This window comes from Oceanimonas sp. AH20CE76 (genome assembly GCF_039654065.1).
Taxonomy (GTDB): domain Bacteria; phylum Pseudomonadota; class Gammaproteobacteria; order Enterobacterales; family Aeromonadaceae; genus Oceanimonas; species Oceanimonas smirnovii.
Genome location: NZ_CP155481.1, coordinates 3,192,077 through 3,208,336 on the forward strand (window position 1 = coordinate 3,192,077; position 16,260 = coordinate 3,208,336).

Annotated in this window: 17 protein-coding genes; 5 read left to right on the plus strand and 12 right to left on the minus strand. The window is 57.5% G+C overall.

Annotation, left to right across the window (positions count from 1 at the left end):
* Positions 1–61 precede the first annotated feature (61 nt).
* Genes N2M06_RS15540 through N2M06_RS15550 form a run of 3 tightly spaced genes read left to right on the plus strand, consistent with a single transcriptional unit; the run spans position 62 to position 2,426 of the window.
* Positions 62–808 carry a 5-oxoprolinase subunit PxpA gene (locus N2M06_RS15540; RefSeq protein WP_019934600.1) on the plus strand — a complete coding sequence of 249 codons (747 nt, stop codon included), beginning with the start codon at positions 62–64 and terminating at the stop codon, positions 806–808.
* Positions 805–1,509 carry a 5-oxoprolinase subunit PxpB gene (gene pxpB / locus N2M06_RS15545; RefSeq protein ID WP_019934601.1) on the plus strand — a complete coding sequence of 235 codons (705 nt, stop codon included), beginning with the start codon at positions 805–807 and terminating at the stop codon, positions 1,507–1,509. Before N2M06_RS15540 ends, pxpB begins: the two co-directional genes overlap by 4 nt.
* The gene (locus N2M06_RS15550; protein ID WP_019934602.1) at positions 1,506–2,426 is read left to right on the plus strand and encodes a biotin-dependent carboxyltransferase family protein; all 921 of its coding nucleotides are present in this window, start codon (positions 1,506–1,508) and stop codon (positions 2,424–2,426) included. The genes pxpB and N2M06_RS15550 overlap by 4 nt, the downstream gene beginning before the upstream one ends.
* A gap of 54 nt (positions 2,427–2,480) precedes the next feature.
* Here N2M06_RS15550 and N2M06_RS15555 read toward each other — a convergent pair whose 3' ends face one another.
* The 5 genes from N2M06_RS15555 to N2M06_RS15575 form a co-directional block, all read right to left on the minus strand.
* Positions 2,481–3,863: an NAD(P)/FAD-dependent oxidoreductase gene (locus N2M06_RS15555; protein ID WP_346351221.1), complete on the minus strand. Its 1,383-nt coding sequence runs from the start codon at positions 3,861–3,863 to the stop codon at positions 2,481–2,483.
* A 139-nt stretch (positions 3,864–4,002) separates the two neighbouring features.
* Entirely contained in the window at positions 4,003–4,617 is a 615-nt protein-coding gene (thiE, locus tag N2M06_RS15560) for a thiamine phosphate synthase (protein WP_346351222.1), read from the minus strand.
* Entirely contained in the window at positions 4,614–5,411 is a 798-nt protein-coding gene (gene thiM / locus N2M06_RS15565) for a hydroxyethylthiazole kinase (RefSeq protein ID WP_346351223.1), read from the minus strand. Before thiM ends, thiE (N2M06_RS15560) begins: the two co-directional genes overlap by 4 nt.
* A 4-nt stretch (positions 5,412–5,415) precedes the next feature.
* Positions 5,416–6,780 carry a Fic family protein gene (locus N2M06_RS15570; RefSeq protein ID WP_346351224.1) on the minus strand — a complete coding sequence of 455 codons (1,365 nt, stop codon included), beginning with the start codon at positions 6,778–6,780 and terminating at the stop codon, positions 5,416–5,418.
* Positions 6,781–6,873: 93 nt separating this feature from the next.
* Positions 6,874–7,359, minus strand: coding sequence for an HPP family protein (locus N2M06_RS15575; RefSeq protein ID WP_346351225.1), 486 nt, complete (start codon positions 7,357–7,359; stop codon positions 6,874–6,876).
* 107 nt (positions 7,360–7,466) lie between these two features.
* On the opposite strand from N2M06_RS15575, the gene N2M06_RS15580 reads away from it, so the two are divergent.
* Positions 7,467–8,057: a TetR/AcrR family transcriptional regulator gene (locus N2M06_RS15580; RefSeq protein ID WP_346351226.1), complete on the plus strand. Its 591-nt coding sequence runs from the start codon at positions 7,467–7,469 to the stop codon at positions 8,055–8,057.
* On the opposite strand, the gene N2M06_RS15585 is transcribed toward N2M06_RS15580, so the two are convergent.
* Complete coding sequence (locus N2M06_RS15585; RefSeq protein ID WP_019934609.1) at positions 8,029–8,430, minus strand: TM2 domain-containing protein; 402 nt, start codon at positions 8,428–8,430, stop codon at positions 8,029–8,031. The two genes, N2M06_RS15580 and N2M06_RS15585, sit on opposite strands and share 29 nt — an antisense overlap.
* A 237-nt stretch (positions 8,431–8,667) precedes the next feature.
* Here N2M06_RS15585 and N2M06_RS15590 point away from each other — a divergent pair.
* A protein-coding gene (locus tag N2M06_RS15590) for an IS3 family transposase (RefSeq protein WP_346351227.1) occupies positions 8,668–9,836 on the plus strand; the annotation gives its coding sequence in 2 pieces (ribosomal slippage) (positions 8,668–8,959 and positions 8,959–9,836; 1,170 coding nt in all).
* A gap of 61 nt (positions 9,837–9,897) precedes the next feature.
* Here N2M06_RS15590 and thiH read toward each other — a convergent pair.
* From thiH to thiC, 6 genes are read right to left on the minus strand one after another with little or no spacing between them, the layout of a single operon-like run.
* Positions 9,898–11,019: a 2-iminoacetate synthase ThiH gene (gene thiH, locus N2M06_RS15595; protein ID WP_346351228.1), complete on the minus strand. Its 1,122-nt coding sequence runs from the start codon at positions 11,017–11,019 to the stop codon at positions 9,898–9,900.
* Positions 11,016–11,786: a thiazole synthase gene (locus tag N2M06_RS15600; RefSeq protein WP_346351229.1), complete on the minus strand. Its 771-nt coding sequence runs from the start codon at positions 11,784–11,786 to the stop codon at positions 11,016–11,018. Before N2M06_RS15600 ends, thiH begins: the two co-directional genes overlap by 4 nt.
* A 1-nt stretch (position 11,787) precedes the next feature.
* Positions 11,788–11,988 carry a sulfur carrier protein ThiS gene (thiS, locus tag N2M06_RS15605; protein WP_019934612.1) on the minus strand — a complete coding sequence of 67 codons (201 nt, stop codon included), beginning with the start codon at positions 11,986–11,988 and terminating at the stop codon, positions 11,788–11,790.
* On the minus strand, positions 11,988–12,746 hold the full coding sequence (gene moeB / locus N2M06_RS15610; RefSeq protein WP_346351230.1) for a molybdopterin-synthase adenylyltransferase MoeB: 759 nt from the start codon (positions 12,744–12,746) through the stop codon (positions 11,988–11,990). Before moeB ends, thiS begins: the two co-directional genes overlap by 1 nt.
* A gap of 2 nt (positions 12,747–12,748) precedes the next feature.
* A complete protein-coding gene (gene thiE / locus N2M06_RS15615) occupies positions 12,749–14,257 on the minus strand; it encodes a thiamine phosphate synthase (RefSeq protein ID WP_346351231.1) in 1,509 nt (502 codons plus the stop codon).
* Entirely contained in the window at positions 14,254–16,209 is a 1,956-nt protein-coding gene (gene thiC / locus N2M06_RS15620) for a phosphomethylpyrimidine synthase ThiC (protein ID WP_346351232.1), read from the minus strand. Before thiC ends, thiE (N2M06_RS15615) begins: the two co-directional genes overlap by 4 nt.
* Between the last annotated feature and the right edge of the window lie 51 nt (positions 16,210–16,260).

Here is a 16,260-nt window from a genome sequence, read left to right on the forward strand (position 1 = left end):
CGACTTGGTTAATTTGATTTAGTCGACCCTTTAACTGTTTTTTGAGTAAGAAGGAAAGTAAATGGCCACATTACTGCTGAATGCCGATATGGGAGAAAGTTTTGGTACCTGGACCATGGGTCAGGACGAGGCAGTAATGCCCTTTGTGGATCTGGCCAATGTGGCCTGCGGCTTTCACGCCGCCGACCCCGACACCATGCGCCGCACCGTGCAGCTGGCCAACGCGCATGGGGTGAAAGTGGGCGCGCACCCCGCCTACCCCGACATGGTGGGTTTTGGCCGCCGCTCGCTGGCGGCATCCCCTGCCGAAGTGGAGAACATGGTGCTTTATCAGCTGGGGGCCCTGCATGGCATTTGTGTGGCAGAGGGTGCGCAAGTGCACTACCTCAAACCCCACGGCGCGCTTTATAACGACATGATGAAAGAAGAAGCAGTGCTGGCGGCCATTATGCGGGCAGTGGCTGCCTTTAACCCTACCCTGCCGCTGATGCTGATGGCCACCGCAAATCCGCAGCCAGCGCAGGAACTGGCCGAACAACACGGCATCACTTTATGGTTTGAAGCCTTTGCCGATCGTGCCTATGATGCCGCCGGCTTTCTGGTGCCCCGCAGTCAGCCCGGTGCCGTGCATCACGCCCCCGGGGTGATTGTGGAGCAGGCCCGGCGCATTGCCGCCGGCGAGCCCCTTGCCGCCATTGATGGCAGCCCGCTCAGACTTACCGCCCATACCTTGTGCGTGCACGGTGACAATCCAGAGTCCATTGCCGCCGTGGCAGCTATTCGCCGCATGCTGGACAGCATGGCATGAACCCCGGGCTGGAAAATGCCGGTCTCGACGCCTGGCTGGTGCGGCTGTTCGATCATATCGACGACGCCAATATGAACTGGATTGCGGCGCTGATACAGGACTGCGAACGGGTCTTTGGTAAGCATCTGCTGGATCTGGTGCCGTCTTACACCACTTTGCTGGTGCAGTTTGACCCGCTCACGCTTGATCACGGTGAGGCCCGCCACCTGTTGCAGCAGGTGCTGGCTGACCTCACACCGCTGCAAGATAACGCAACAGCCCCGGTAAAAACCCTGCCAGTCTGGTATCACCCCAGCGTGGGCCCGGATTTGGCCCGTTTGGAGCAACATACCGGCCTGAGCATACAACACATTATTGAGCTGCACAGCAGCCACACCTACCGGGTGTTTGCCCTGGGCTTTGCGCCCGGCTTTGCCTTTATGGGCACCCTGCCCGCCGAGCTGGAAACACCCCGTCTTGCCAGCCCGCGCGCAAAGGTGCCCGCCGGCAGTGTAGCCCTGGCCGGCCGCCAGACCGCCGTCTACCCTAGCGCCACCCCAGGCGGCTGGAACCTGCTGGGACGTACGCCCATCAGGCTGTTTGACCCCGCCAGCCGCAGTCTGAGCCTGCTGCGAGTGGGCGACAGAGTACGCTTTGAGCCGGTAAGCCGCGCCGAGTTTGAACGGCTGGGGGGCGATATGACCCCTATGGAGGCATTATGAGTCTGCTGATAGCAAAGCCCGGTCCGCTCAGCACACTGCAGGACGCCGGCCGCGTTGGTGTGCGTCATCTGGGGGTAGCTCAGGGCGGGCCTGCCGATATGCACGCCTGGGCCTGGGCCAACTGGCTGGTGGGCAATAGCTGGGGTGCCACGGCGCTGGAAATCACCCTTGGGGGATTAACCCTTATTGCCCGGCAACCCTGCCGGCTGGCGTTGTGTGGTGCTCAGTTACAGGCACGGGTAAATGACAGGCCGCAGCCAAACTGGCAGTCGTTTACCCTGCAACCCGGCGATACCCTTGCTCTTGGCATGGCACGCAGCGGAGTGCGTGGTTATCTGGCGGTAGCCGGTGGCTTTATTGCCGGGTCTGTGTTGGGCAGCACCGCCTGCGTAGTGCGCGACGGTCTGGGCGGCCACAAGGGCGATGGCAGTCCGCTGGCCGCCGGCGACGAACTGATGTTTGATGCCAACGCGCAGGAAAATACGTTAACTCGTGGCCTTCCCGCTCAAGAAAAGCCTGATTACCAGGACGAGCCGGTGCTGGCGCTGATCCCCGGTGCCCAGTTTCGTCATTTTGAGGATCACAGCCTGATCGAGACATTGAACCGGCCCTGGACCGTGGATCCTCACTCGGATCGCATGGGGATCCGGATTCAAGGATCTGTTTTGCAGTGCAACATGACATCATTGATTTCAGAAGGGCTGACTCTGGGTGCGGTGCAGGTCCCCCCGGACGGCCAGCCCATCATACTGCTGAACGACCGTCAAACTATTGGCGGTTATCCGCGCCTCGGCACCCTCACGCCCCTGGCCTGCGCTCGCCTGGCCCAGTGCCGGCCCGGGCAGACTCTGCGGTTATGCACCATCACCGCCAGTGAAGCACAGCGGGAGTACCGGGCATTCCGGGCGCAATTTTAGGCACAAAAAAGCCCGCTTTATATCGCGGGCTTTTTATTAGCTCAGGGCTGGCTTTCAGTCGACCTTATCGAAGTTCTTGTTTTCAATAAACTCAAGGGACATAAAGCTTTCCAGTGAGTCGTCCTTGATATCCAGCCAGGTGCCCGGCAGACGGGCAGCCATGGTGCCGGTCACGGTGGAGCGATAGCACTTTTCGCGGAAGTTCATAATGCCTTCCTGCTTGTGCTGCTGCCATTCCTTGAGCAGGGCTGCTTGCTCTTCCACCTTAAACTCGGGATAGTCGGTGGGGCCGAGCAGATCGCGAATATAGCTGGCCTGGAAATCAATGGAGTCACAGCAGCCACCCAGCCGCTCGTGGCGCGTCAGCCAGCTGTCCATATCTTTACGGCGCTGATCTGCCTCAGGCAAGGTGATCTTGCCCATGATCACGTCGCGGGCATACCAGGCCTGGGCGTCGAACATGTTGAAGGTGAAATACTGATCCTGCATGCCCAGATAAATCATCTTCGGGTTGTTCTGGAAGAAAATGCCCTTGTACAGGTTGTCCGGGTACAGGCAGTTATGAGTCTGCAGACGCAGTGCATCCGGCAGGAACGGGAAATGGAACAGATAGCCGGTGCACATAATAATGGCATCGAACTCTTTGGTAGAGCCATCGGCAAAATAGCCGGTGTTGCCATCAAAATGAGACAGCAGCGGACGTTCTTCCATGCCCTCGGGCCAGTCAAAACCCAGCGGATTGCTGCGATAGCTGATGGTTACCGATTTGGCGCCGTACTTGTAGCACTGGGAGCCGATGTCTTCCGCTGAATAGCTGGCACCTACCAGCAGTACGTTCTTGTCTTTAAATTCCAGCGCGTCACGGAAGTCATGGGCATGCAGTACCCGGCCCGGAAACTGCTCTACACCCTCAAAGTAAGGCATGTTGGGGGTGGAGAAGTGACCGGTGGCCACCACCACATAGTCAAATTCGTCGCTTTCCTGCTGACCGGTCTTGTGGTTCATCACGGTCACGGTGAACTTGCCGGTAGCATCGTCATGGCTGACCCAGCGAACCGGGCATTCAAAACGGATGTATTTAGAAATGGCCTGCTTGTCGATACGACCCATGATGTAGTCTTTCAGCACGGCACGCGGCGGATAGGAAGGAATGGCACGGCCGAAGTGCTCGTCAAACGAGTAGTCGGCAAATTCCAGACACTCTTTCGGGCCGTTGGACCACAAATACCGATACATGCTGCCATGAACTGGCTCGCCATTTTTATCTAAACCCGTGCGCCATGTGTAGTTCCACATGCCACCGATGTCACTTTGCTTTTCAAAACAAACGATTTCCGGCAGATCCTGAACCCCTGCCTTGCGAGCTGCTTCAAACGCTCTCAACTGTGCCAGACCACTGGGACCGGCGCCCAAAATCGCGATTCTTTGCTTGCTCACAATCAACTCCTTCTACTGCAAAAACCTTGCCATACTAAAGGAACTGACTGCTGAGTTACAGTTTTTTGTATAAAAACACCGCAAAAATACACAAACACCCTAAACAATAGGGTGCTAAGTGCTTATATGAAAAAGTATTTTATTCCAGAATCGCACGCAATGTGCGGGCTGCTGTCTGTGGGCAGGAAGCACTGCAAATGGCTGATACCAGCGCCACGCCATGCACACCGGTTTGAGCAATAATGCCTAAATTATTCTGATGGATACCCCCAATGGCCACGATGGGCCGGGCGCTGACGGCCAGCGCCTGCTGCAGTCCGTCTATACCCCAGTGCTTTTTAAGATCGGTTTTGGTGGGCGTAGCAAAAATGGCACTCAGGCCCAGATAGTCTATCGGCAATGATTCGGACTCGAATAATTGTTGCTCTGTCTCTACCGACAGCCCCAGCAGCTTATCCGGCCCCAGCAAACGCCGGGCACAAGCCGCCGGCATATCAGACTGGCCCAGGTGCACCCCATCGGCATTCACCGCCAGAGCTACATCCACCCTGTCGTTAATAATCAGCGGAACCCCTGTGCCTTTAAGCACTGACTGCACCGCTTCGGCCCGCTCAATAAAGGCACGCACATCGCCGTGTTTTTCCCGTACCTGCACCAGGGTTACGCCACCGGCCACCGCCTCGCGCACCACCTGCTGCAGGCGTTCCACCGGCAGCTGTTCGTCCGTCACCAGATATAAACGATACGGGTTCATGCTGTAGTCACCTCAATGCTCAAATGGTTTTCCAGGGTCTCGGCATCAAGCCGGTAGAGGGTATCAAGCAGGTTGAGTTGCAGGCTGCCCGGCCCCGGCGACCGGGCGGCGGCGATTTCTCCCGCCACACCCATTACCGCCGCGGCCGCCGCACCAGACATTTCCCCCACAGCGGCAAAAGCACCGGTAAGTGCCGACAAAGTGCACCCCATGCCGGTAACAAAGGGCATCATGGCATGGCCGTTGTTCAGCCTGACTTCGCGGTTTTCGCCGATAATGATGTCAGTTTCACCGGAAATCACCACATGAGCGCCATACTGCTGCACCAGTTTCTGCCCGGCGCTTACTGCTGCTTCGCTGCCATCCATGGCATCCACCCCCTTGCTGTTGGCAGCCGCACCGGCCAGGGCGATAATTTCCGAGGCGTTGCCACGAATAATCAGCCGCTCTGCCAGCGCCGCCAGCCGGCGCGAGGTATGGGTGCGCAGGCTGCTGGCACCACAGCCCACCGGATCCAGCACCACCGGCTTACCATGCCGGTTGGCAAGCGTCACCGCCACTTCCATGCTCTCAACCCAGTGGCTGTCCAGGGTGCCGATATTAATCACCACGGCCCCCACCAGCGGCACCAGCTCGCACAGCTCGTCTTGAGAATGCGCCATAATGGGCGAAGCTCCCAGCGCCAGCAGGCCATTGGCGCTGTTATTCATTACTACATAGTTGGTAATGTTCAGCACCAGCGGTTTTTGTTCCCGCACCGCCTTGAGTGCGGTAATGATTTGTTGTTTGTTCATTGACTTATCCCTGCCAGTTTTGCTGAATTTCTGCCTGTTCTAGCATAAAGAACACCCACTCTCTGCCCAGCTTTTTCTTGCCAAAGACGCCCAGCTCCACCAGACCGTTAAGGGCGGCAGACGCCGTATTGTAGGAACAGCCCAGGTTTTCTCTGGTATTTGCCGCGGTAAACTCCCGGGCTTTGCCACTTTTGGCCACCTGAAAGATCACCCGCTGCTTTTCCGACAACTTGCGATACAGGCCGGAGTGCCAGATCCAGGCATTGAACTGTTCAATGCTTTCAAGAGTGCTGGTATAGGCCTTTTTAAAGTCATTAATGGCCCGCAATATCACCTGACACTGGTAATCCACAAAATAGGTCAGATCCATGTCATCGGTTTCGGTATACAGATAAGACTTGCCGTATTTCACCGGCGCCGCCTTGAGCAGGGTACTGATGGCAATATAACGAAACGCCGCATAATCGCTTTTAAACAGCTGCCAGTAAAACAGGGTACGGGCCACCCGGCCGTTGCCATCCCGGAACGGATGCTCGTAACCAATGGCAAAATGCAGGCAAATAGCCTTGATCATGGGATGAATGTAAGCATTACTGTCGGCATCATCATGATTAACGTTGGCCCACTCCACCAGCCTTGTAAGCCGCCGGCGAATGCCCTTTGCTGAAGGCGGCACATGCATCGTATTGCCATCGGCATCCACCACCGCCACGTCGTCGGTTGTTCTGAACACACCCGGCGTGTACTCATCGTCGTCGATGTCTTCGGTGCCGGTCTTGTGCATGGCCAGTATCAGCTCCACGCTCAGCGGTTTGTGTCTTTGCTCCCAGGCAAACTGCATCATTCTGAAATTACCCAGGATCATTTTCTCATCCGGCGTTCTGGGCTTGCGCTTTCTTTTCAGCATGTCTTTGGCCACCAGTGTGGTGGTGGCCGCCCCTTCAAGCTGACTGCTGCTGATGGCTTCGTCCTCGATCAAATCGTTGATCAGATACTCGAAGTGATTTTCTTCCCCGATTTTGCTGCTCATCCACTCCAGCGCTCCTGTGGTGGCGTGGCGATCGGCCCATGAAATGGCCTTCTGAATGGCGGGGGTCAGCATGAAATTGCACAGCTCCCCCCGCTCGCCCAGCGGCAGCAGCTGTAGGTACTGAACCCGGCGCGACAGCTTGGTCATGGCCCAGCACAAATCCACATTCAGTCCTTTGGGAACCCGATGGCGAAATTCGTCATAAGGCAGATAGCGCCCTTTGGCATCCACCGGCGTGTGCAGCGCCATGTAATCGGCCAGACGCTCGGGATGCTGACAGGAAATGGTCTCAAATACACCGGGCAACAGCTCACTGGACGGCGGCGGTATCTTGATCATGACGCTATCTCAAAAAAGGGAAAAATTGAGATAACGTTACACTATTCAGGGTTTACTGTCTCAATTTTTATCAATTTTGAGATAGATTAGGCTTTACCAATGAGCAGGATATTTTTGTCCAGTGCTACGGTGATACACCAATCCGCCCATGATGATAATGACGGCCCCCAGCGCTACCGGTGACCACAAAAAGTGCCAGTCCTGGCCGCTCAGCATCACAATCAATGGGTTAGCCCCAGCCGGCGGATGTGTCGTTTTGGTCAACATCATCAGACTGACCGCAAGACCTACCGCTAAACCCAGCGACCAAGGCTGTACGCCGAAGCTATTCAGCACAATCAATCCCACCAGAGTGGTAAGCAGATGGCCAAAGAGAATATTCCGAGGCTGGGCCAGCGGGCTGTCGGGCAGCCCAAATAAAATGACCATGGTTGCGCCAAAGGGAGCCATCAGCCACAAGCCGGACGAGTAAATGCCATCCAGCCCGGCCAAAGTGGTAATGCACAACATGGCCCCCGTGCCGGCAACCAGTGCCGGATAACGTCTCACAAACCCGCAAAAAGCATTTTTACTATTCATATTCACATATTCCTTGCATGAAGGTAGACAGACTTGTCTACTCTCCGCACAATGTAGACAGACCTGTCTACCCATGTCAATATGTCCGAATAAAACAGGGAGACATCATGGACAAACGCCATCAGCTGGTGACCACCGCTTTTGAGCTCTTTTACCGACAGGGCATTCATGCCGTGGGCATCAATCAGATACTGCAGCAATCAGGAGTAGCCAAAAAAACCCTTTACCATCATTTTTCCGGCAAGGAGGCATTGGTGGCGGCCGTAATCGCCTATCGGGATCAAGTATTTCTGGCATGGCTGGAAGGACGTCTGAAGCGAACTGAGCCCACGCCGGTAAGTGTGATTGAGGATCTGTTTACCGCTCTGGATGACTGGATAAACGACCGAGAAGCAGCCCTGACAGCCTTTCACGGCTGCTTTTTTATCAATACCTGCGCCGAATATGGCGACCCCGGTCATGAGCTGCACCAACAGTGCGCAAAACACAAAGCGGCGGTCACGGCAATGCTGACGTCTTGTTTATTAAAGGCGGGCCTGAAACATACGGCGGCGACGCAGCTGGCGGGCATCCTTAACCTGTTAAAGGAGGGTGCCATTGTGCAGGCACAGGTACAGGGCGACAAGCAGGCCGCCCTGCAGGCAAAAACCGTTGCCCTAAATCTGGGCGTCAGCCAAAGCGCCGTGAACGGCGGTTAACCTCGTCGATCTGGGTATTGAGAGTGCAGTAATCGTAGAGATAGCCGATCAGGAACAGGCCGCCAGTGAGGAACCAGATAATGGCGGTGACCCACTTACCCAGATAGAGCCGGTGCAGGCCAAAGATGCCGAGAAAGGTCATCAGTATCCAGGTCAGGCTGTAGTCTTTGGGGCCGGTGGCGTAGCGCTGATCAGCATCCCGGTCCATGGACGGAATAAGAAACAAGTCCACAATCCAGCCGATAAAGAACAGGCCAAGGGTAAAGAAGTAGAGGGTGCCGCTGACGGGACGGCCATAGTAAAAGCGGTGAGCGCCCATGAACCCGAAGATCCACAGAATGTAGCCGATCACCTTGCTGTGTGTGTTGTTCATGCAGCCTCGGGCAGTTTGATAAAAACGACCATTCTAGACCTTGCCCATGGCAACCGCCATGCTTGTATTTGCATCGGCGACCCGGTTCGTCGCCCGAAGCCGTAAGCGATCAGCTTTAAGCTGTAAGTAAAACAACAAAGGCTGCAGACACGGCATGGTGCCTGCAGCCAGTGGTAGGCCGCTTATAGCTGGACTGGCCCGAGAAAAGTAGACACCTTCATTTAATGAGAAGGTGTTATGAAATACAAACCCCGCCGTCGCTTTAGCGACACATTCAAACGTGAGGCCGTCGAGGCCTCGCTGTCTACCACCAAGACACAAGCTCAGTTTGCTGACAAACTTGGTGTTCATCCATCCCAATTACAGCGCTGGCGTAGAGAGTGGATCATGGCCAAAAAAGCATCTGATAAAGCAGTTGAAAACACCGGACCAGAAAAAAGTTTGCAGGAGCTGGAGCGTGAAAATGCTCGACTGAAGAAGCTGCTTGAACGAAAAGAGCTGGAGAACGAAATCCTAAAAAAGGCGCAAGAGTACTTCGCCAAGCACAGCAAGTAAGGTTTGCCTTTATCGAGGCCCAACGAAGTCAACGCTGGCGGGTCTCGATAATGTATGAAGTACTCAATGTGTCACGAGCGGGATATTATCGTTGGCGAGCACGTCAGCATACTCCGGGAGAGCGTGCCATCAAGCGACAAACTCTGAAAACCTTCCTGCTCGAGCGAGCCAGGCAACTGAAGAATGTGCCGGGATATCGGAAGCTATGGCTGGATGCCGGATTCTGTTGTGGTAAAAATCAGGTGCAGCGGTTGCTACGAGACGCTGGTTATCGTTCATGCACGGCTCCCAAAGCAGGATATCAAAAGCCAGCATCATCCTTGCCTGTGTTGCCGAATCTGCTGAATCGCCAGTTCTCGGTGGGGTCAGCGAACCGAGTTTGGGTATCAGATATCACCCAAATCCGGTGCAGTGAAGGCTGGCTCTACATTGCTGCAGTCCTGGACCTGGGCACACGCCGCGTGGTGGGCCGAGCCATGGGTGCGATCAATAGCGCTCAGCTGGTGCTGGAGGCCCTTGAGCAGGCGTGGCAACAACAGCAGCCAGATGGGAAACAGCTGCTGTTTCACTCAGACCAAGGCAGCCAGTATCGGAGCGAAGAGGTGATGCGTTGGCTCAATAAACGGGGAATTACCATCAGCATGTCACGCCGAGGTAACTGCTGGGACAACGCCTGTTCGGAAAGCTTCTTCGCGCTGCTCAAGAAGGAGTGGACTCGCCCTCTGGGAATGCTCGGAAGAGACGAAATGGCAGATGAAGTCCGGTATTATACGGACGAGTATTACCCGAAAGTGCGGCGCCACATGGCGCTGGGAGGAATAACTCCCAATGCCTACGCAGCGGCCGCTTAACTTAAGTGTCTACTTTATCGGGGCCACTCCAAGCTGTCAGCTTACGGCTTAAAGCTATCAGTTACCGGCTGGCGGAGTAGCTGTTGTCCCAATCTTTCCATACCGGTTGCAGGCCGGTGGCGGCAATGGCCCTAGCCACCTCGGCAGGGGTACGGTCGTCGTCGATTTCGAACTGCTCCAGCTCTTCCTTGACGTTCTCTACATAACCACCGGGCTGAGTCTTGGAGCCGGCGCTGATGCTGGTCACCCCGAGCGGAATCACCTTGTCGCGGAACTCCTGAGCTTCCCGGGTAGACAGGCTCAGCTCAAGCTCGCCGTCGAGCATGCGGTAGGCGCAGATCAGCTGCACCAGCTGACGGTCGGTCATGATCGACTTGGGCTGCAGGCCGCCGGTGCAGGGGCGCAGCCGCGGGAAGGACACCGAGTAGCGGGTCTTCCAGTAGTGCTTCTGCAGGTAACGCAGGTGCGAGGCGGTGTAAAAGCTGTCGGTACGCCAGTCTTCCAGACCGTACAGCGCGCCCAGGCCGATTTTATCGATGCCGGCCTTGCCCAGGCGGTCCGGGGTTTCCAACCGCCAGCGGAAGTCCTTCTTCTTGCCGCGAATATGATGCTCGTCGTAGGTCAGGTGCTGGTAGGTTTCCTGATACACCATAACACTGTCGAGGCCATACTGGCGCAGCTCGGCGTATTCTTCCTGAGACAGCGGCTGCACTTCCATCATCACATAGCTGAAGTGGCGCTTGACGATGGGCAGCATTTGCTTGAAATACTCCAGACCCACCTTGCCCTCGTGCTCGCCGGTCACCAGCAACACGGTATCAAAGCCCATGGCCTTGATCGCCAGGCATTCCTGCTCGATTTCCTCGGCGCTCAGAGTTTTGCGCTTGAGCCGGTTGCTCATGGAAAAACCGCAATAGGTGCAGTCGTTGGCGCACAGGTTGGACAGATACAGGGGAATGTAAAAACCCACTGTGTTGCCAAAGCGCTGCCGGGTCAGCTGATAAGACTGCTGCGCCATTTGCTCCAGATAGGGCTCCGCCGCCGGCGAGATCAGCGCCATAAAGTCGTTCAAATCCCGCTTCGGCTTGGCCAGCGCCCGCTCCACATCGGCGGCGCGCTTGCTGTAGATGGTCATTTTGATGTCATCCCAGTCCATGGATGACCAGACATCGAAGAAACTCATAAGGTCTCCAGGAAGGACGTCAGCGGACTGGACGCCTGAGCCTGCCGGCTTTGCCCGGCCAGACCGGCTTCATAGCCCATGCGACCGGCAATCACCGCTCGGCGGAAGGCATCGCCCATGGCAACCGGGTCACCGGCCACGGCAATGGCGGTGTTCACCAGCACGGCGTCGGCACCCAGCTCCATGGCGTAGGCAGCGTGGCTGGGGGCACCTATGCCCGCATCCACCACCACAGGCACAGTGCTCTGCTCAATGATGATTTCGAGGAAGTCGTGAGTGACCAGACCCTTGTTGGAGCCAATGGGCGCACCCAGCGGCATGACGGCGGCACAGCCCACTTCTTCCAGCCGCTTGCACAGCACGGGATCGGCACCGCAATAGGGCAGCACCACAAAACCTTCCTTCACCAGCTGCTCGGCAGCCTTGAGGGTCTCGATGGGATCGGGCAGCAGGTACTTGGGATCCGGGTGAATTTCCAGCTTGAGCCAGTGGGTGCCCAGGGCTTCCCGGGCCAGACGGGCGGCAAACAGCGCTTCGTCTGCGTCTTTGGCACCGGAGGTGTTGGGCAGCAGGTTCACGCCCATTTCCAGCAGCGGTGGCAGTATGTCATCGGTACGGTTTTTCAGATCCACCCGCTTCAGCGCCATGGTCACCAGCTGCGAACCGGAGGCCGTGAGTGACTGCTGCATCTGCTTGCCGTTGGCGTATTTGCCGGTGCCGGTAAACAGACGGGATTCAAAGGTTTTATCGGCGATTTTCAGACTCATATCAGCCTCCGGCGATGGCGTGGAACAGGGTAATGTTGTCGTTGGGTGCAAGCTGACGCTCCGCCCACTGGCTGCGTGCCACCACTTCACGGTTGAGTGCCACCGCCACACCGGGTTTGTCCTGCTCCAGTTCGGTCAGCAGCTGCGCCAGGGTGGTCCCCTCGGTCAGCGGGTGTTGTTCGTCGTTCAGAATTATGTGCATCAGTTCTCACTCCCCTTGATTCCACATACCGGGCAGGCCGGGTCCTTGGGCACTCGAAGGCTGTGCCAGCGGTGGGCCTTGGCATCAAACAGCTTGAGCTCACCCCAGGGCACTGTGCCGGTGCCGGTTAAATACTTGATGGCTTCCAGTGCCTGCAACAGACCTATGGTGCCCACCACGGGGCCAATCACACCGGCGTTGCTGCAGGTCAGCCGTTCTTCCATTTCAGGGCCATACAGGCAGCGATAGCATCCATGCTCGCGGGACGGGTCCAGCGCCAGCAGCTGGCCTTCAAAGCGAATGGCCGCGCCTACCAGCAGGGGCTTGCCCTGGGCGTAGCAGGTGGCGTTCAGGGCCTGGCGCACCGTCATGTTGTCGGTGCAGTCCAGCACCAGGTCTGCCTCGGCCACAAAGCCGGCCAGACTGTGCTCGTCCATTTTCTGATTCACCGCCACCAGCTCTACCTCGGGGTTGAGCTTTTGCAGCTTTTCCCGGGCTACTTCGGCCTTGGCCATTTTCAGGCTGTCGATGTCATACAGGGTCTGGCGCTGCAGGTTGCTGACCTCAATCTGATCGAAGTCGGCCAGCCACAGGGTGCCCACCCCGGCCGCCGCCAGATATTGGGACGCCGGCGAGCCCAGCCCGCCCAGGCCTACGATGAGCACGGAAGCATTTTTAAGCTTGAGCTGACCTTCCTCGCCCACCTCTTCCAGCAGCAGATGCCGGCTGTATCGCATGAATTCGCTATCGCTGAGCATGATTAGCCCTCCACCATGTGCAGCAGTTCCTGCGTGGCTGCATCCGGGTCCGCCGCCTCGGTAATGGCGGTGACCAGTGCAATGCTGCCGACGCCGGTTTCCGCCACCAGCGGCACTCTGTCCTTGCTGATGCCACCAATAGCCACCAGCGGGAACTCGTCCTGCATCAGTGCCACATAGCGATGAAGCCGCTCCAGGCCCTGCGGGCGGGACGGCATGTCTTTGGTGCGGGTAGGGAAAATATGCCCCAGCGCCAGATAAGACGGCTGCAGCTCCCGGGCCCGCAGCATCTCGTAATAGCCGTGGGTAGACAGCCCCAGCTTGAGGCCGGCAACCCGAATGGCTTCCAGATCCGCCACTTCAATGTCTTCCTGACCCAGATGCACACCATAGGCACCATGCTGAATGGCCAGCCGCCAGTAATCGTTGATAAATAACCGGGCGTTATAACGCTTGCCCAGCTCCACCGCGGCCTTGATATCGGCTTCCACCTCGGCATCGGTCTTGTCCTTGATGCGCAGTTGCAGGGTGCGAACCCCCTGCTCCAGCAGTCGCTCCAGCCAGGCAACCGTGGTCACCACCGGGTACAGACCGAGCTTGTTGGTGTCCATGGCGGCAAAAGCGCCATTCGGGTGCGGACCTTCAATACCCAGCTGCCCGGCCAGCGGGCTGCCGGGCATGACCACGGCAGGAAAGTCATCCAGATTGGTGGGCCAGCCCAGATGGGCCACCGGACCGGCACCGGCACCAATGCCTTCGGCGGCTTTCAGGCCCTGATTAACGTAGGCCTTGGCCAATACCAGAGCATCCTCGATGGGATAATCCAGCGCCATGGCGGTGGCAATGGCGGAGGACAAGGTACAGCCGGTGCCATGACCGTGCTGCGTGTCGAGGCGCGGGCTGGCCAGCCAGATTTCCCGCTCGCCGTCACTGTAGAAGTCGATGGACTGGTCGCCGGTCCAGCCGAGATGGCCGCCCTTGACCAGCACAGCACCTACGCCCATTTCCCGCAGGGCGGCAGCACCGGCACGCAGTGCCTGAGGTGAGTCGGGCGCGATACCCGACAAGGCTTCCAGCTCAACGGCGTTGGGGGTGATCAGGTCCACTTCCGGCAGCAGATCAGCCTTGATGGCCGGCAGCAGGTTGGCTTCTGCCATGGACTGACCGGTGCTGGCAATGGCCACCGGATCCAGCACCACATAAGGCTGCCACTGGCGGCGATATTCCTTGAGGTAGCGCGCCAGCACCTCGGCGCGCAGCCCGCCCGGCAGCAGGCCCACCTTGATGGCGGCGGCCTGCATATCGGTAGACAGAGAAACCAGCTGGCTGGTAAAGGCCTGCATCAATACCGGCTCCACCATGGATACCGACACCGAGTTCTGAGCGGTAATGGCGGAGATGACTGAGCAGCCGTGGCCGCCCAGTGCATGAATGGTGTGCAGATCGGCCTGAATGCCGGCTCCGCCACCCGAGTCGGAACCGGCTATGGTCCAGACGATGGGTTTGGTCATAGAGTTTCTTGCTCCAGTTTATCGGCCTGGTGATAGAGCTCACCGCCGCGTTTCTTGAATTCTTCCGACATTTTCGCCATGCCGGCCTGTACGATTTCAGGCTGGCCGTCCATACCCACCAGCTGCACTGCTATGTTGTTTTCCAGGCTGGCGGCGTAGTCGCGCACGTCCTGAGTGATCTTCATGGAGCAGAACTTGGGTCCGCACATGGAGCAGAAGTGCGCCACCTTGCCCGATTCCTGAGGCAGGGTTTCGTCGTGATATTCCCGGGCGGTTTCCGGATCCAGCGCCAGGTTGAACTGATCGTGCCAGCGAAACTCGAAACGCGCCTTGGACATGGCGTTGTCACGAATTTGCGCGCCCGGGTGGCCCTTGGCCAGATCGGCGGCATGGGCGGCGATCTTGTAGGTGATCAGACCCTGCTTCACGTCTTCCTTGTTGGGCAGCCCCAGGTGCTCCTTGGGAGTAACGTAACAGAGCATGGCACAGCCGTACCAGCCGATCAGCGCCGCACCGATACCAGAGGTGAAGTGGTCGTAACCCGGGGCGATGTCGGTGGTCAGCGGGCCAAGGGTATAGAAAGGCGCTTCGTGGCAGTGCTCGAGTTGCTCTTCCATGTTGCGCTTGATCATGTGCATGGGAATGTGACCCGGGCCTTCAATGATCACCTGCACGTCGTATTCCCAGGCGATCTTGGTCAGCTCACCCAGCGTATACAGTTCGGCAAACTGGGCCTCGTCGTTGGCATCGGCCACCGAGCCCGGGCGCATGCCGTCACCCAGTGACAGGGACACATCGTAAGCGGCACAGATTTCACAGATTTCACGGAAGTTCTCGTAGAGGAAGCTTTCCTTGTGGTGAGTGAGGCACCACTTGGCCATGATGGAGCCACCGCGGGACACAATGCCGGTCACCCGCTTGGCGGTCATGGGCACATAGCGCAGCAGCACGCCGGCGTGAATGGTGAAGTAGTCCACGCCCTGCTCGGCCTGCTCGATCAGAGTGTCGCGGAACACTTCCCAGTTCAGGTCTTCGGCCACGCCGTTCACTTTTTCCAGGGCCTGGTAGATGGGCACGGTGCCGATGGGAACCGGGCTGTTGCGCAAAATCCACTCACGGGTTTCGTGAATGTAGCGGCCGGTGGACAGATCCATGACGGTGTCGGCACCCCAGCGGGTGGACCACACCAGTTTTTCCACTTCTTCTTCAATGGAAGAGGTCACTGCCGAGTTGCCGATGTTGGCGTTGATCTTCACCAGGAAGTTGCGGCCGATGATCATGGGCTCGGCTTCCGGGTGGTTGATGTTGGCGGGAATGATGGCGCGGCCTTCGGCCACTTCCTTGCGCACAAATTCTGGGGTGATGTTTTCCGGCAGATTGGCACCAAAGCTCTCGCCCTTGTGCTGCCTGAGCAGCAGTTCGTCCCGCACCCGCTCACGGCCCATGTTTTCGCGAATGGCGATATATTCCATCTCGGGAGTGATAATGCCTTTGCGGGCGTAGTGCATCTGGGTCACGCACTGACCGGCCTTGGCCTTGCGCGGCTTGGGCAGGTGCTCAAAGCGCAGGTGATCCAGGCCATCGTCGGCCATGCGCTGCTGAGTAAACTCGGAGGTAACACTTTCCAGCTCTACGGTATCGTTACGCTCCAGAATCCAGTCCCGGCGCAGCTGGGGCAGACCCTTGCGCACATCAATTTCAGACTCGGGATCGCCATAGGCACCTGAGGTGTCATATACCGGTACCGGATCGTTGGGCTCGAAAATGGGGTTTTCTTCGGTGCCGCCTTTATAGCTGTCGGCCAGGGCGATTTCGCGCATGGCGACTTTTATGTCGGGGCGTGAGCCGTCGAGATAAATGCGGGAGGAATTCGGAAAGGGTTCGCCCTTCAGGTTGTGAATATATTCCTGGGCCTGGCTGCGAACTTCACGACGGTTTACTTTTGTTGACATAGCAATCTCACTTTTGCGTCCATTTGGTGAAATGCTTGTCGGGAGTGTTGA

Excerpts from the sequence above, each read along its gene's own strand:
- N2M06_RS15540 (WP_019934600.1), top strand. The coding sequence starts at position 62 with ATGGCCACATTACTGCTGAATGCCGATATGGGAGAAAGTTTTGGTACC.
- pxpB (WP_019934601.1), top strand. The coding sequence starts at position 805 with ATGAACCCCGGGCTGGAAAATGCCGGTCTCGACGCCTGGCTGGTGCGG.
- N2M06_RS15550 (WP_019934602.1), top strand. The coding sequence starts at position 1,506 with ATGAGTCTGCTGATAGCAAAGCCCGGTCCGCTCAGCACACTGCAGGAC.
- thiE (WP_346351222.1), bottom strand. The coding sequence starts at position 4,617 with ATGAACCCGTATCGTTTATATCTGGTGACGGACGAACAGCTGCCGGTG.
- thiM (WP_346351223.1), bottom strand. The coding sequence starts at position 5,411 with ATGAACAAACAACAAATCATTACCGCACTCAAGGCGGTGCGGGAACAA.
- N2M06_RS15570 (WP_346351224.1), bottom strand. The coding sequence starts at position 6,780 with ATGATCAAGATACCGCCGCCGTCCAGTGAGCTGTTGCCCGGTGTATTT.
- N2M06_RS15575 (WP_346351225.1), bottom strand. The coding sequence starts at position 7,359 with ATGAATAGTAAAAATGCTTTTTGCGGGTTTGTGAGACGTTATCCGGCA.
- N2M06_RS15580 (WP_346351226.1), top strand. The coding sequence starts at position 7,467 with ATGGACAAACGCCATCAGCTGGTGACCACCGCTTTTGAGCTCTTTTAC.
- N2M06_RS15585 (WP_019934609.1), bottom strand. The coding sequence starts at position 8,430 with ATGAACAACACACACAGCAAGGTGATCGGCTACATTCTGTGGATCTTC.
- thiH (WP_346351228.1), bottom strand. The coding sequence starts at position 11,019 with ATGAGTTTCTTCGATGTCTGGTCATCCATGGACTGGGATGACATCAAA.
- N2M06_RS15600 (WP_346351229.1), bottom strand. The coding sequence starts at position 11,786 with ATGAGTCTGAAAATCGCCGATAAAACCTTTGAATCCCGTCTGTTTACC.
- thiS (WP_019934612.1), bottom strand. The coding sequence starts at position 11,988 with ATGCACATAATTCTGAACGACGAACAACACCCGCTGACCGAGGGGACC.
- moeB (WP_346351230.1), bottom strand. The coding sequence starts at position 12,746 with ATGCTCAGCGATAGCGAATTCATGCGATACAGCCGGCATCTGCTGCTG.
- thiE (WP_346351231.1), bottom strand. The coding sequence starts at position 14,257 with ATGACCAAACCCATCGTCTGGACCATAGCCGGTTCCGACTCGGGTGGC.
- thiC (WP_346351232.1), bottom strand. The coding sequence starts at position 16,209 with ATGTCAACAAAAGTAAACCGTCGTGAAGTTCGCAGCCAGGCCCAGGAA.